8 protein-coding genes and 3 pseudogenes are annotated in these 14,159 nt (G+C 65.4%); 1 reads left to right on the top strand and 10 read right to left on the bottom strand.

Features of this window, described 5'->3' with window-relative positions; translation table 11 throughout:
* Positions 1-63 precede the first annotated feature (63 nt).
* Positions 64-1,053 (top strand): RHE_PE00001 family protein, encoded by a 990-nt coding sequence (locus ACVJGD_RS00720; RefSeq protein ID WP_456632597.1) that lies wholly within the window; start codon positions 64-66, stop codon positions 1,051-1,053.
* Between the two features lie 296 nt (positions 1,054-1,349).
* Here the strand turns inward: ACVJGD_RS00720 and ACVJGD_RS00715 are convergent, their stop codons facing one another.
* The 10 genes and pseudogenes from ACVJGD_RS00715 to ACVJGD_RS00670 form a co-directional block, all read right to left on the bottom strand.
* The gene (locus tag ACVJGD_RS00715) at positions 1,350-1,646 is read right to left on the bottom strand and encodes a type II toxin-antitoxin system RelE/ParE family toxin (RefSeq protein WP_456632596.1); all 297 of its coding nucleotides are present in this window, start codon (positions 1,644-1,646) and stop codon (positions 1,350-1,352) included.
* The gene (locus ACVJGD_RS00710) at positions 1,643-1,951 is read right to left on the bottom strand and encodes a type II toxin-antitoxin system RelB/DinJ family antitoxin (protein ID WP_456632595.1); all 309 of its coding nucleotides are present in this window, start codon (positions 1,949-1,951) and stop codon (positions 1,643-1,645) included. Before ACVJGD_RS00710 ends, ACVJGD_RS00715 begins: the two co-directional genes overlap by 4 nt.
* A 140-nt stretch (positions 1,952-2,091) precedes the next feature.
* The gene (locus tag ACVJGD_RS00705; protein ID WP_074448716.1) at positions 2,092-2,403 is read right to left on the bottom strand and encodes a DUF736 domain-containing protein; all 312 of its coding nucleotides are present in this window, start codon (positions 2,401-2,403) and stop codon (positions 2,092-2,094) included.
* Between the two features lie 665 nt (positions 2,404-3,068).
* On the bottom strand, positions 3,069-3,995 hold the full coding sequence (locus tag ACVJGD_RS00700; protein WP_456632594.1) for an ArdC family protein: 927 nt from the start codon (positions 3,993-3,995) through the stop codon (positions 3,069-3,071).
* A 293-nt stretch (positions 3,996-4,288) separates the two neighbouring features.
* Positions 4,289-4,876, bottom strand: a complete 588-nt coding sequence (locus tag ACVJGD_RS00695) for a hypothetical protein (RefSeq protein ID WP_456632593.1) — start codon at positions 4,874-4,876, stop codon at positions 4,289-4,291.
* A 396-nt stretch (positions 4,877-5,272) separates the two neighbouring features.
* Positions 5,273-5,686, bottom strand: a complete 414-nt coding sequence (locus ACVJGD_RS00690; RefSeq protein ID WP_456632592.1) for a hypothetical protein — start codon at positions 5,684-5,686, stop codon at positions 5,273-5,275.
* Positions 5,683-6,574, bottom strand: a pseudogene (locus ACVJGD_RS00685) (DUF7007 domain-containing protein). Before ACVJGD_RS00685 ends, ACVJGD_RS00690 begins: the two are co-directional and overlap by 4 nt.
* Positions 6,571-7,048: pseudogene (locus ACVJGD_RS00680) on the bottom strand (hypothetical protein). The pseudogenes ACVJGD_RS00685 and ACVJGD_RS00680 overlap by 4 nt, the downstream one beginning before the upstream one ends.
* A gap of 86 nt (positions 7,049-7,134) precedes the next feature.
* Positions 7,135-8,808: a ParB/RepB/Spo0J family partition protein gene (locus ACVJGD_RS00675; RefSeq protein WP_456632591.1), complete on the bottom strand. Its 1,674-nt coding sequence runs from the start codon at positions 8,806-8,808 to the stop codon at positions 7,135-7,137.
* 247 nt (positions 8,809-9,055) lie between these two features.
* Positions 9,056-14,081 (bottom strand): annotated as a pseudogene (locus tag ACVJGD_RS00670) (Eco57I restriction-modification methylase domain-containing protein).
* Positions 14,082-14,159: the final 78 nt, after the last annotated feature.

Raw genomic sequence — 14,159 nt, 5'->3', positions numbered from 1 at the left:
CGTTAGCGGAAATTTCGGCTCGCTATAGCCCCTAAACCTAAACAACATATGAGGATTGCGCTGATGAAATCGGAAAGTGAAAGCGACACCGCTCGCGAACTTGTCCACCTCGATGACCTCGTGCTCCACGACGCCGGCATGGACGTTCGCGCTCCCACCCATGAGCTGACTCGCGCGCACGCCGTGCTCCGTGCCCGTCGGCGCATCGCCGAAGCGAAGCCTGAATGGGCGCTGTCGGCTTCAGGGCTCTCCAGCCTCCGCGGGCGGGGCGAGCGAGAGCAGGAGGCGAGCAACCGGAAGCAAGGTGAGGGACGTTTCGAGATCGACGAGGCCCCCGAGCGGGAGGAGGTGGGTCTCCAATTGCCCCTCGGTGTCCTCGAGACCGATCCCCATCTGGCCGCCGCTTTCGACGCGGTCGACGCAGCGAACGCCAGGGCGGAGCGCAGGCTTGCCGACGAGACTCGGTTTCGGGCGGAGCGGGATTCTCTCATCTACGATCCCGACTGGGATGAGGAGGAACGCCTCGATCACTGGCGCGATGTGGTCGACCAGACTCGCGGCTTGCCGCCGACCCTGGCGGGGGCGATTGCCGCCGACGCCTGGGGTGAGATCGAACCGCTCGAGCACACGCCTTGGCTCGGCCGCCTGCTCGCCGCGGCGTTGTTGAGGGACCGCGGCAAAACGCGATCGCATCTGCCGTGCCTGCATGCTGGGTTGAAAAGCATTCCGCGTGATCGCCGGCGGCCACGCGACGCCGGAGCGCGTTTGGTCGTGCAACTCGAGGCCATGACAGCCGCCGCCGAGTCTGGCCGCAAGGATCACGACCGCTGGCTAATGACCAGAAACCTGCTTGCCCGAAAACTCGCCGGACGTCGCACCACTTCAAAACTGCCAGCTCTCCTCGACTACGTGCTGACGAGGCCGATCGTCTCTGCGGGCATGATCGCGGCGGAACTCGGGATCACCCCCCGTGCTGCCCAAAACCTGGTCGCCGAGCTCGGCCTGCGCGAGGCGACCGGGCGGGGACGCTACCGGGCGTGGGGCGTCCTGTAGAGGCGAAAGTCCGTGCTGTGAACGCTCGGCAGAACGGCCGTCTCGTCCAGATGAATAAGGCACCAACAAAAATGCCGCGCGGTCGAAATCCAGCGTAGCGGCCATTTCCAGCGCCCGAGGGCGAAAACTCCGGTCACGCTCAAGACGCTGACCAAGGCCTTTATTCGTCCGGCACGCACGCGAGACGAAGGCTTGAAGATTTAGTTTGATCGCACTTATCGTAGTCAACCTACGATATAAACAATAAATCGAAACTTGCCCGTCCAGCTGGTCGCACGATACTGTGCGGAGCTGCCTCAATCGTCGTTGGTAAGTTCGTCGGGCCACATCTGCGCGCCATGGAGCACGCGCAAGATGCGAACGGTATCGCGGTCGACCAGGTACGCCGCGACATAAGTTGTACGCGGAATGACCAACTCGCGCGTCCCAGCGACACGCCCCGGCCGACCGCTATCCGGAAAGTCGAGCAGGCGCCGCGCGGCATTCGCAATGTGTTCGTCGACATGGACCGCGGCACGAGGATTCTCGGCCTCGATGTAGCTGAAAATGCTGTCGCGATCGGACAACGCGAAGCGCGACCAGACTAGTTTCACCGCTCCTGCTCCGGTGCCTTTCGAAGCGCAGCGGCACGGCGTTGTGCGAAATGCGTTTCGACCTCGGAATCATCGATATCGGGTCGCGTGTCGGCCAACGCCTGGCGCACCTTCTCACGAAACCAGCTGTCGTAAGCTTGGCTGTTGCTCACGAGTTCCAGAGGAAGCATCCCTTCATTGGCCGTGCGCGTCAGCAGGATCCGAACGGCGTCGGATACCGTGAGACCCATGTTTTCCAGAACCGCAGTGGCCTTTTCCTTCACGTCCGCATCGATGCGGGTTTGGACCAAGGCATTCGAAGCCATAGCGACCTCCCTATTCTCACGCGCAGCGAGATGTAATACATTTGAATGACATGCACCAGTGGCTATCACGGTTCCGTGACCCGAGGCTGTGACAGCGGGCAAATGGCCCCGCCTTTCGGCGGGGCCGTTGCCGTGGGCCCTCAATCCCGATTCGGGCGGGACCAGATGAGCTGTAGGCCATCCTGGCCCTCCACCTCGATCAGGGTGGCATAGATCGGAGCCGGGAAGCTCGGATCGTCCAGCTTGACCGAGAGGTAATCGCGCTCGGTGTCCCGGGCGGTCTTCTGCCAAGCGGCTCCCAGCTCGACATTGCCGGCGAAGATGCGGAAGTGCGGTCCCTTGTCGGAGGGGTTTTCGACCCGAACCAGCTTGGCTTTGGCATTGAGAGCGAGGGTGCGAACCGTGCCGGTGAAGCCGTTGCCGGTCGAAGTGAAGGTGCCGATGGTCGCCATTGTCGTGTCCTTTCAGTTTTCCGGGCCGCCCATCGCGGCCTCGATGGCTGGCGATAGACCGGAGGCGATCGAGCCGCACCCCGAAGGGGGCCGGCACGCAGTAGAGGGCAGCCAGGGCACGACTTTCTTGGCTTGCGCGAGGAATGGGCGCGCAGCGGCCAGGGGAAGAAAGTCGTAACCGGCTGTTGCGGGGTTCAGAGCGAGGCGGCGCTCAAGCGACGACGCCCTTCGGTCAGACATGCCAATCGAGGACGACGTGGGTGCGCCAGAAGAAACGGCCGACGAACACGACTTGCGCCCATCGACACTTTGACCGACGAACAACCCGATCACCGCTGACCGCACACATCTTTCAATTCCTCAGGCTTGCGGGTCGACGCCTCAAAACGGGTAAGCGCGCTGCTCTGCCGTCAAGAGAGCCACGCGGCCCGAAAGTGAATCCGAAGGCCGCGAGCGAGATTTGCTCGGCACAGCGACGACGCGCTGTGTAAGTCAGAACGTCGTCCTCCTCGAAGGACGGCACGCAAGGCCACAATCAGGTGGCGCAGCACGAGGAATAAAGGGACGCTGGCTCTCGAGCGGCCAACAAGAGGCCGCATCTCTGAGTCGAACCACCGGACAGCTAGGGGCCCGCAAGCGCCGGCGCCAATCACGTTATGCGCTCATCATGCTGCCTCCTCGACCTCGGCGGCCTTTGGCTGCTGGTCGTGCAGATAAGCCACAGCGCGTTGCGCATGCGCGGCAGCCGAGAAGATAAAGCGCTTCTCACTCGACAAAACTTCCAACCACGATGCGAGGTAGCTTGCATGATCAGGCCGCGGTTCGAGTTCGGGAGAGATCCCGAGATCTGCGCAGAGGAAGCAGCTCCCGAGCTCCGCGATCAGCTCTTCGCGTGCGCGCTCGCTCCGATCCTTGGCATATCGGCTGAGATCGCGGTTGACGCGGTGAACGGGAGCGGTCCAATGCACGGTCTCATGGGCTCTGACGGCGACATAGGAGGCGGTGTCGCGAAAGCTTTCGATCGTCGGCATCTGAATGTGATCGGACGAGGGCGCGTAAAAGGCCATCGAGCCGCCATGCCGAACAATCGCGCCGGTATTGGCAAAGAAAGCGTCGGCGTTCGCGTTACGCTCGATCGTTGATGCGACAGCGGCCGGCCGACCGTAATAATGCTCGGGCAAGCCATCGATTTGATCGACACAAAAGACGGTATAGGCCTTCAAGAAGGGGATATCCCTTTCGATTTCGTCGCCGTGAGCGTCGGTCTCTGTCTTGGTGAAGCGGCTCGCGTAAACCACGCTGCTGCCGGTCTCGCCCTTTCGGACATGCGCGCCGAGTTCGCTGGCCTGCTTGAACGTCATCCACATCGGAGAGCAGAAGCCGCGCGCAATGGCTTCTGACCAAAGCAGCACGACGTTGATACCCGTATAAGGCTGGCCGTTGTGTCGTAGCGGTCGCGTGATGTGGCCTGCGATATTCGCAGCCGTCCAAGGTTGGACCCAAGGGCGCACACCGCGTTCGAGCTCCGCGACAATGCGGTCCGTGATGCGGGCGTACAGGTCGCCTCGCGCCTTTTCTCCGTTCCTGTTCATTATAATGACTCCGTTCGGGAGGCCGCGCCCATCGCGGCTCCTCACGGGGTCCGCCAACGCCGGGCCCGAGGTCCGCGCACCCGCAGGGCCGAAGCAGCGCGAAGGACGGCAAAGCCGTTGCGCGGGCATAGGGTCCGGCGCAGGACCACGGACCGGGAGGAGTCGACGATGGCACGCAGCGCGGGCAGGCACCCTTTGTTGCAGCGGCGACATGAAAACGGGCCGGGCTCGGGGACCGGCCCGTGAGGTGGCTGCAATGGAAGAGGCGCGGGGCCGAGGCCCCGCGCCGGCAGTTAGTCGAACGCCGACATCTGCGCCTTAGCCGCCTTCCGGCCGACGGTGTCGGTCGTGTTATCGACGGGACGCTCGAAAGGCCTCCAGGTCTCGCCGACGACTTTTTCGTAGGCGGCAACGGCGCCCTCGGCGGCCATGCGAAGCGCGTGGGACTGGACGCCCATGTCGGCGGCGAACTCACGCTTGCGCTGTGCCTGGCTATCGAAGCCGACCGGACCATCGAGGTCCTCATCGCGGCCGGCGTTGGCGAGCTTGGCGGTCGCATCTCGCGCTTCGGTGACTGCGCGGGTGTAGAACTGGCCAGCGCCGTGCGCGGAGCCGACGTAAGCGCCAACGATCCGTTGAAGGTGAATCTGCATTGCGCGTTCACTCAAGCCGTCCTTGAGCGCGTCGGCGGTTTCGATGATGAGCCGCTCGTGCAGATCGCGGATGCCGTCGCTGTCCTGGATCGCAAGGCCGAAGCTTTCGGAGATGCGCTGCGCCTGTGCCGCGTCGGGACAGGCGAGCCGGACCATTTCGAGAGTGGTGCCCTTGCGAAGCGGGATGACACGGGCGCTGGCGCGAGAGGAACGAGCAGGTTTGGTCATGGTGGATTCCTTATCTGGTTTCGCCGTCTGGTTCGATCCGGCCCCTGCCGGACCTCCCTTCGGGTGCGCTCGCCCAGCGCCGCCGGGATGAGGGCGGCTTCAAGGTCCGGGGACCGCGAGGCGAGCGAGGTCCGGCTGCGGACAAGCAGGGTCCGGCTTGCTGGAGCCCTGCGCCGAACGCGGCCGGGCCTTGCCGAGATCGGCGGTTCCTGGTCGCTTGCGACTTGGCCTTGAAGCGGACCGCCGGGGGCGCAGACCGCAGCAAACCCGAGGGGAGGGCCGACAGGGTGCGGGCCGGGTTGGCGAATGCGGAAAGGTTCGACCCGGCAGACCGCCAGCTTCGCGCCGTGCTCAAGACGTTCGCCTGAGCGAGCCACAAAGTCAGCTTCGGCCTCGCTAGGCCGCAGCGCCGTGCCGCTTCCCCGGACGACAGTCGGCCGGACTGCGACATTCGTCCTTGCGATGTGAACGCTCCGGGTCGTCACGAGCGGGTCGAGACTCCGGCGCGCATCGAGCCCGAAGCGTCTCGATCGCGGCATCCTGCCGGGCGAGCTTGCGCGATAGCGCGTCGATTTCTGGCTGGCGCTCCGCGGTGATCGCCGCAAGGTTCGAACGATAGCGTTCGAGGAAAATGCTCGGGTCAGGCGGCTTCCGACGACGGTATCCGGACCGCTTGCGGCCGAGCTGCGGGATCAGCGTCGTCATGCGGCGGATGATCTGCCGGTCGATCATGTCGAGCTCGCGCTGCGTCTGGCGGCGCGCCTCTTCCATGCGCGAAAGCCGGGCGAGGCGTTCGGAGGAAGCCTTCATGGCGACGTCCTTCCCTGCCAACCGATGAAGCTCGATGGCCCGGAATAGACCGGGTGGCGGGTCTCATCGACGACGAAGCCGAAGCGGCCGATCCGGTACTCGTCGGACGGGACGAGGAAACGTCGCTCCTCAGTACCCGCGCCGCGTCTGCCGCCCGGCGTGGCGACGACTTCAACAAAGCCCGGCTGCTGATCCGACATGATCGCCGACACGACGATCCAGTTGTCGGCGTGCTCCTTCTCGAAGGTGCGCCGATCCTTCTCACGGGATTCGCCGGGCTGCAGCACGATCCCGAAAATTGCCTCCCACGCATCGGACCAACTATCTTTGATGGTGCGCTCGGCGCAGCGCCGCTCGTAGCCGGTGAACAGATGCGGGGAAGGTGATCGCCACGATCGCCCAGGCCTCGTCTTCCTCGTACCAGCCGCTCCGCGCGCGCAGTACAGGGTTGACCTTGCGGTTGCGCTCGGCCGAGAGATGAAAGCCGCCGTGACCCGCCGTTGAATGGCAGATAACGCCTTCCGCATAGACGGTTGCACCCTGCGACGGACCCCATGGCGTGTTCGCATTGGAGCCGGCGTCGCGACGGCCGAGCGCAAGCTTCTCGCGCTGATGCTCGGCGTTCTCCACGACCTTCGTCCGAAAGGCCGCCTCGTCGGCGAGCTCGCCGGAATGGCCGTAGAAGTCAGAGCGCTTCCATTCGGCAATCGGCCGGTTGATGCGCCAGCCGGTCGCGAGATAATGGCGGGCGTCACGTCCCGGCAGCATGGCGAACGCGGTGTCGCCGACACGAGCGACGAGATGGCCGTCGCCGCTGCAGCCGAACTCGATTTCGGGCAATCCAGAATTCGGGTCCGTCACGGGGGTGAGGGGTGAGGGCGTCGTCATGCGGCCGTCCTCCCCTCCATGACGTCGGTTGCTGGCGCATCGGCTGTCACCTCTTCGAGAACCGCATCTGGATAGCCGTGGCTCTGCAGCCAGCATTCGGCGTCGGCGCGGCTGCTGGCGAGATAGACGAGTTCGGCGTCCCCGCCGGGTTGGCTGAGCACGCGGACCGCACCGACCCTCGGGCGTTCGGTCACGACGAACCTCAGGTCGCTGTCGACCGAGAAGGTTCGGTGAACGCGAAGCACCACAACACCGCCGCCGCCCATAGTCGCCGGCGTGGAGTGTGATGGTGGCGCCAATGACGGTGTTGCCGGCGCGGCGTTCTGCCTGCTTGCGGATCAGCCGACTGCCGCGGTTGCGGTGTTCCCAGGCCGCGAGCTTCCTGCGGTGCCGGTCCGGTGGCCGCGGCATGCCGTCGGAAAACTGTATGATCGCTCCGAGCGGGTCGAGGTCGTAGATCAATTGCGCGGACATGGACGTCCTCCTGTTCATGGGTGTTGGAAACGAAGCCGCCGCCAGCTGGGCCGGCGGCGGGGTGTCCTTCGGATATGGTGGGCGGGCTATTCAGCCGCCTCACGGAACGCCTCGTTATCTGAGGCTTCCCCACTGTCCTCGTCGCCAGCGTCCGGGTCCTCGACCTGGTCGTCGGCGGTGATGGCGTTCTTCGCCAGCCAGGCCAACAAGTCGACCTTGTCCGGAGCGAACAGCGCTGCCGGATGGACGAAGCGGCCTTCCTTGAAGTGCTCGACCAAAGCGGCGCGGGTGTCCTTCACCTTCTGGCGCGGGAGAACCGACGCGTCCTTGCACGAGCCTTCGAGCGCGGCGCGCGACAGGCACGACAGGAAGTCGTCGGTGCCCATGTTTGGCAGGAAGTTGTCCGCGCCGACCACCTCGCCGGCGACGCGCGCAACGATGCCGCTGTCGGTGCGGTTTTCCCGGCACGAGAGAACCTCGACGAGGATCGAGCGCGCCGCGACGCGCAGCGTGTCCATGTCGAGGACGAGCTTGCCGTCCTGATCGAACATCGTTGCAGCATGGCGCGCAATGCGGCGGTTGCCGTAATAGGTGCCGCCGCTACCGGAATCGATTGAGACGTTCTGGCCCGCGAACGCAAGGATCAGCAGCGCCATCAGCGCATCGTCCTCGACGGGCGCGCGTGCCAACGCCTCATGGAGGGCGTCGGTTCGGAAGTCGCCGATGATCTCGACGCCCTTGCGCGTCACGTCGGGACGCGGCTTTGAGACCGCTGTGCTCTCGTCAGCAGCGTCAGCGCCGGCCGCCGTACCCTTGTCCTTCGACTTCTTCGCTGCAGGCATGCGGTAATGCACACTCTGCACCCGGCCGTCACGGTCAAGATACATCGCCGTACAATCCGACTTCGACGGCTTGCCGTAGACGCGCTCCGCCTTCGGCGGCAGCTTGACCTCGCCCCAGTTCGTCGTCTCGGCGATTATGCCGCGCTTCGGCAGGTTGTTCGTCATCCATTCCTGCTGCGCGCCAAGGAACGCTTCGACATTCGCGGTGTAGCGGCTATCCTCGTCCGCCGGCGCGAACAGGTCCTCGACCCACTGGATGCCGTAGGCCTGGGCGAGGTCGTCGCCGAAGCTGGCGTGACGTGCGTACATCCGGGCCTTGGTCAGGGCCTGCGCCACGCTCCCCCACGACACCTGCGGATCCGCCTTGGAGGGCTTGTGCTTCTTCCAGACCTCCTTCTGCTCGTCGAGCGACGCCGAGGCGATGGTACGAAGCTGACGTTCGTCTGGCATGTCGCCCTTGGCCATGTGATCGAGCATGATAGGCAGCACGTTGGCGAGTAGGCGGAGCTTCCTGATCTGCCGGACGGGCAGGGTCAATGCGACGCCGATTGCCTCTTCGGTCCAGCCGAGCGCGACGAGGCGTTCGATCGCGCGCCACTGGTCGACGGGATTGAGCGCCTCGCGGGCGATGTTCTCGATCATCGAGCGCATGGCGCCGTTGTCGTTCGCCGCCTCGTCGACGAGGACGTCGATCTCCTCGAGGCCGGCGGCGATCGCCTGCTTCACGCGGCGATGACCGGCATTGATGACATAGCCGTTGCGGCCGCCAGTCTCGGGCGTGATGACCGGCGGCTGGACGATGCCGACGGCCTTGATCGTTGCGAGCAGTAGGGCGTCGGCCTGCGGCGTCGACTTCGTCTGGCGCATGCGGTCGGGATTTTCGTTGAGCGCACGCGGATCAATCTTGATGAGATGCATGAGATTCTCCTGTTCGGGTTCGCGGACCGCGCCTTGGGGGCCCTTCCTCGTCTTCTTCCCGAAGACACCCCCGGGCCCCGCGGCGCGGTCGGGCCGGCACAACTGCGGCCGAGCATCCCCACCCGGCCGGACAAGCAGGGCTAACAGCCCTGCGAAGGACGACGGGTTGGGATCGCGCAGGCGGCGGTTGAGCTTCAGCGCTGCCGGCCCGGCCGATCTGCGAGCGGGCCTTTCCCTTCCTTCCTCATCACGCTGCGATAGCGCTCTCGCCCGCGCCCTCCACATCCGTCGCAAGGGCTCTCTCGACCTCCGCCAACTGCCGGCGCTTCTCGGCGAGATCGGCTGCGAATACGAATTCGCCGTCCTCGCGCGACCGGTATGAGGCGAGCCGGCGATGTGCGTCGGCGAGACGCTGGCGATAGCGCTCCCGCTCGCCCTCGAAGTCGTCGAGCGCGTGCTCGAGGCGGGAGATTGCACCAAACGGCGTCACTGTGAGCGGAAACTCGATCTCATGCGCTTCCCCGATGCGGATCAGCATGGTGCTGTAGCGATAGCCATCACGGCCGTAACGCTCGCCGGAGTACTCGAGGTCGAACCCGCCGATCGTGGCGATGATGGTCTCGCCCTCCTGCTGGAGCTGGACGAGGGTCAGGATTTCCTTCATCAGGGCGCGGCCGGCCTCCTTGCGCTCGACATAGCGCTTGCCGGCCATGGTCGCGGCGAAGGCGTCGCCGACCGTCGGAACAAGGCGCTCGATATCCTTGCCGACCTCCGCGATCCGCCGCGTGCAGAACTCGATGTCGCGTTCCGCGTCTCGGATCTGCCGGCGGACGGCGTGCTGGTCGTCGATATGGGCGGCGCGCAGACGTTCCAGGCGCGCGATGTCAGCTTCGAGCCCGGCTTTCTGCATCAGCCGCTGATCGCCGCTCGCGATCGCCTTGGCCATCGCAAACTGATTGGCCTGGCCTTCGCCGAGATCCTCAAGCCGACGGATCGACGTGTCGCCGGAGAGCGCCGCGGCGATGAAGCGAGCCTTGCGCTCGTTGTTCTGCCACATGCTCGCGTCAAGCGAGCCCTCGGTAGCATAGGCGAAGATGTCGATCACGTCGTGCTGGTTGCCCTGGCGCTCGATCCCGCCCTCGCGCTGCGCGATCTGCGAGGGTAGCCACGGCACGTCGAGGTGATGGAGGGCCTTCAGGCGGAGCTGCGCATTGACGCCGGTGCCCATCGTGTCGGAGGAGCCGATCAGAAGGCGATCTCGGACGGGGGCACGCCCATGCGGACGAGCTCGTCTCTGATCCAGCGATAGGCCGAGAAGCCGCGCGTCTTCTCGACGCTGATCGTTCCGAGGTCGGAGAAGATCATCTGCGCGGCGCCCGGCAGCTCGTACGGCTTGCCGTCGGCGCGCACATAACTGTTGTCTGACGTCTCCCTCCAGATGCGGAGGGCGTTCCTGACGAGAAGATTCAGCTTGTTGTTCGGCTCGTTATCACTGTCCGGATCGACCAGACGCAGGTCAATCGCCGCGTGCCGCCCGTCGGTGATAACAGAAAGCAAAATGTCGTCACCCGGCTCCGGCGGCCGGTCGCGCGTCTCGATCGCCTTGATCCGCGCGTCGAGCAGGGCTTGGTAGCGCTTGAACGCCGGCGTCGGCTTTGCCGTCAGGATCTGGCGCTTGCCCGTCGAGATCGCCGGGACCTTCACGTACTGTCGCAGGTCCTCCGGCATCACCACGTCGGCGAAGGACCGGAACATGGCGATCAGCTCGGGAACGTTCACGAAGGTGGCGAAGCGGGTGACCGGCTTGTACCTGCCGGACGGCTGGAGCTCGAGTTCCGTCGAGACGTCGCCGAAGGTCGAGGCCCAGGCGTCGAACTCGTGCAGGCCTCGATCCTGGAGCGCCGCGTAGCCGAGGTAGCGCTGCACCGAGAACATCTCGCCGAGCGTGTTGGTGATCGGCGTGCCGGAGGCGAGCACCAGGGCCCGCCCAGGGTTGTTGCTCTCGATGAAGCGCGATTTCACATAGAGGTCCCAGGCGCGCTGCGAGCCGTTCGGATCGACGCCCTTCAGCGTCGACATATTGGTCGCGAACGAGAGCTTACGAAACTCCTGCGCCTCGTCGACGATGATCTGGTCGACGCCGATCTCGGAGATGGTCAGGAGATCGTCCTTGCGCATGGCGAGGGACTCGAGCCGCTCACGCAATCCCTCCTTCAGGCGCTCGAGGCGTTTGCGCGAAACGCGGTCGTCGCTCGACCTTGGTCAAAAGCTGCTCGTAGAGCTCGAGCTCGTCCTGGATCATCTGCTGCTCGAAGGCAGACGGCACGCCGATGAAGCGGAATGCCGAATGCGTGATGATGATTGCGTCCCACGTCGCGGTCGCGGCGCGCGACAGGAAGCGGTACCGCTTGTCCTTCGTGAAGTTGGTCTCATCGGCGACGAGAATGCGGGCACCGGGATAGAGCGCCAGGAACTCGCGCGCCGCCTGTGCCAGGCAATGGCCAGGAACGACAAGCATGGCCTTGGCGATCAGGCCGAGACGCCGCTGCTCCATGATCGCGGCCGCCATCGTCATCGTCTTGCCGGCGCCAACGGCGTGGGCGAGATAGGTCGCTCCCGAGGCGATGATGCGCCAGATGCCGCGTTTTTGATGATCGTAGAGAACGAAGGCGCCCGAGGCGCCCGGCAATTTCAGATGCGATCCGTCGAAGGCGCGCGGCACGATGTTGTTGAAGCGGTCATTGTAGACCCGCGCCAGCCGGTCGGTCCGATCCGGATCGGACCAGATCCAATTCTGAAAGGCGGTCTTGATCTTCGAGAGCTTCTCCTTTGCCGCCTCGGTGTCGACGACGTTGAGGACCCGACGTTCGCTGTCGCCGTCTTTGATGGTGTCGAAGATCTGCGGGACGGAGGAGTTGAGCGCATCAGAGAGAAGCTGCCCGGCATGTCGCCGCTCCGTGCCCCATTCCGACGTGCCAGCGGCCATCCAGCCGAGCTGCCGGGCCTCCACGGTCCACGACGCCAGTTCCGGCATGTGGTGAATCCTGATCTCCGCGCCCATCGTTTCCTTGACGAAGGCGACGATGTCGGCGGCGGGAATCCACGGCGCGCCAAGGCGTGCGGTGATATCAGAGGGCCGGAGGTCGGCAGGCTGCACCTCGCGCAGGGCGGTCACGTTGCGCGCATAGGCGGGGTCGAGCGCAGCCACCGCTTCCGCAACCTTCAGCTTGTCGCGCACAGCACCCGACAGATAGGCATCGGCGGTCTGCCACGAGCCGCCGCTGGGATCGCGGAAGATGGCGCTGCCGAGCTCGGCGATGACATCGTCCGCGTCGCGGTGCACGAGCTCCGCGATATGGTCGGGGTCGACATGGCCGCGCTCGTTGAGAACGACGGCCAGCGCGTCGGCGGCGCTGGTGATGACGGGCAGCCGCCGGCGGAGCGATCACCCGCTCGGTGAAGATCGGACCTGGCGTCGCCGTGTCGGACTCGAGGTCGTAGTCTTCGATCGAGGCCACCAGCCAGCAGTCCGGATCGTCCAGGAATGGCTGGAGGTTCGGCCTGCGGTGCGTTTCACGGACCTCGCCGGTCTCGTCGTCCTCGGCCGTCGACACGACGGTCGTGTTGATCGGCCCGAAGGCGCGCACGAAGTTCGACCACGCGATGCGTAAGCGGACCTGCGCGTCCTTCCACGCCCGGTCGAGCTCCTGACACTTCAGCACCTCGCGGACCGCATCGCGGATCGGGATCAGCTTCTGGATGATCCGAGCGTGCTTCTCCGGAATACCATCGGCGCTGCGGCCCTTGCGCAACCTGACGGCGACTGGCCGGCCGTCAAGGATCTGCATCAAGCCATACTGGCTATCGAGCAGATAGCTGCCCTCGCGCGCCGTGAGGCTCGCCGAGCTCTCCGACTTCGCCGACACGGCCTCGCACTCGTCGTCAGGGTCGATCACCTCCGGTTCGCCGTCATAGATTGCGACCGGAAGGAGGTTGATCGCATCGTCCAGCGCGGTCGCGAGGTCCTCGCCGTCACTGGGCAGACAGGTGTAGGTCTCGCCGAACGGGCCGGAGGTCAGCGCGTGCGCACCGAGCACAAGGCGGCGATGGCGTGCGAACCAGCGATTGACGCGGATTGCGCCCTCGTCCTCGGTCGCCGGGCATACTTCATCCAGGTCGAGCCAGGACAGGTCGCCTTCGGGCTCGCCGTGCTTGCGCCGCCGGAAGAACAGAATGTCGACCACGACATTGGTGCCGGCATCGGCGCGGAAGCTACCTTCGGGCAGACGGATGGCACTGAGGAGATCGGCGTGCTTCGCGATCAGCGCGCGCGCCGAGCCATCCGCCTTGTCCATCGTGCCGCGGGACGTGACGAAGGCGGCAAGCCCGCCCGGCTTCAGCAGCTTGATCGCCTTGACGATGAAATAGTCGTGGAGCCGCAGACCGAGCAAGCGCAGCGCGCGGTCCGAACGGACGGTGCGATCAGAGAACGGCGGATTGCCGATCACGAGGTCGAACCGCGCCGGCAGCTCGGTGCGCGCGAAATCGCCGGTGACGACCCGCGCCCGGGGCTGCAATAGCCGCGCGATGCGCGCTGTGACGGGATCGAGCTCGACGCCGGTGACGTGGGAGACCTCGTGCAGAACCGGCGGCATCAGCGCCGGAAACATCCCGGTGCCGATGCCGGGCTCGAGCACGCGGCCGCCGCGCCAGCCGAGGCGCACCAAACCCGCCCACATCGCCTGGACGATGTACTCCGGCGTGAAATGGGCATACTGCGTACAGCGTGCCAGCGAAGCGTAGTCAGCCTCATCGACTGCATCTTGCAGATCGGCCCCGATCTCGTCCCAGCCCTTCGCGAATTCGGTTTCGCCGGGTCGGCGGAAAACGCCATCGGCGAGCTCCGAGGCGCCGAAGCCGATAAAGCGGATCAGTTGCCGCTGCTCCTCGACCGTCGCGGGCCGTTGCGCGGCCTCGATCTGTGTAGCGAGCCGAACTGCGGCAATGCTGTCGCGGGCGCGCTGCTTCCAGCCCTTTGCGAGGCCGCGCTCGCCGGAAAGATAGAAATTGTCGCCGCGCTTGCGGGGACCGGACTCTGAGCGCCGCGCCGATCCGACCGCCGGCGCTGCCGAGGCCGGCGTCGAGGGCGGCGGATCATCGTCATGGTCGTCACCGCCGACATCGGAAGCGAAGGCAGTGACGCCGAGGCCCAGGCTGGATGAAAGGGCGGTATTGCCGAAGAGGTCGAGGGTGAAAGGATCGTCATGCGACATGGGAAATGTCCTCCAGTTGGGCGCGCGCCGCCGTCCGCCGGCGCGGGCTGCGACGGACGGCACGGCGTTGCGGGAGTT

The sequence above is a fragment of the Bradyrhizobium sp. USDA 10063 genome (assembly GCF_054063735.1).
The sequence above is the reverse complement of the archived record's forward strand: the minus strand, read 5'-3'. Positions and strand labels throughout refer to the sequence as shown.

Bases quoted from the DNA above. Each gene is read 5' to 3' on its own strand.
- ACVJGD_RS00720 (WP_456632597.1), top strand. From the start codon at position 64: ATGAAATCGGAAAGTGAAAGCGACACCGCTCGCGAACTTGTCCACCTC.
- ACVJGD_RS00710 (WP_456632595.1), bottom strand. From the start codon at position 1,951: ATGGCTTCGAATGCCTTGGTCCAAACCCGCATCGATGCGGACGTGAAG.
- ACVJGD_RS00705 (WP_074448716.1), bottom strand. From the start codon at position 2,403: ATGGCGACCATCGGCACCTTCACTTCGACCGGCAACGGCTTCACCGGC.
- ACVJGD_RS00700 (WP_456632594.1), bottom strand. From the start codon at position 3,995: ATGAACAGGAACGGAGAAAAGGCGCGAGGCGACCTGTACGCCCGCATC.
- ACVJGD_RS00695 (WP_456632593.1), bottom strand. From the start codon at position 4,876: ATGACCAAACCTGCTCGTTCCTCTCGCGCCAGCGCCCGTGTCATCCCG.
- ACVJGD_RS00690 (WP_456632592.1), bottom strand. From the start codon at position 5,686: ATGAAGGCTTCCTCCGAACGCCTCGCCCGGCTTTCGCGCATGGAAGAG.
- ACVJGD_RS00675 (WP_456632591.1), bottom strand. From the start codon at position 8,808: ATGCATCTCATCAAGATTGATCCGCGTGCGCTCAACGAAAATCCCGAC.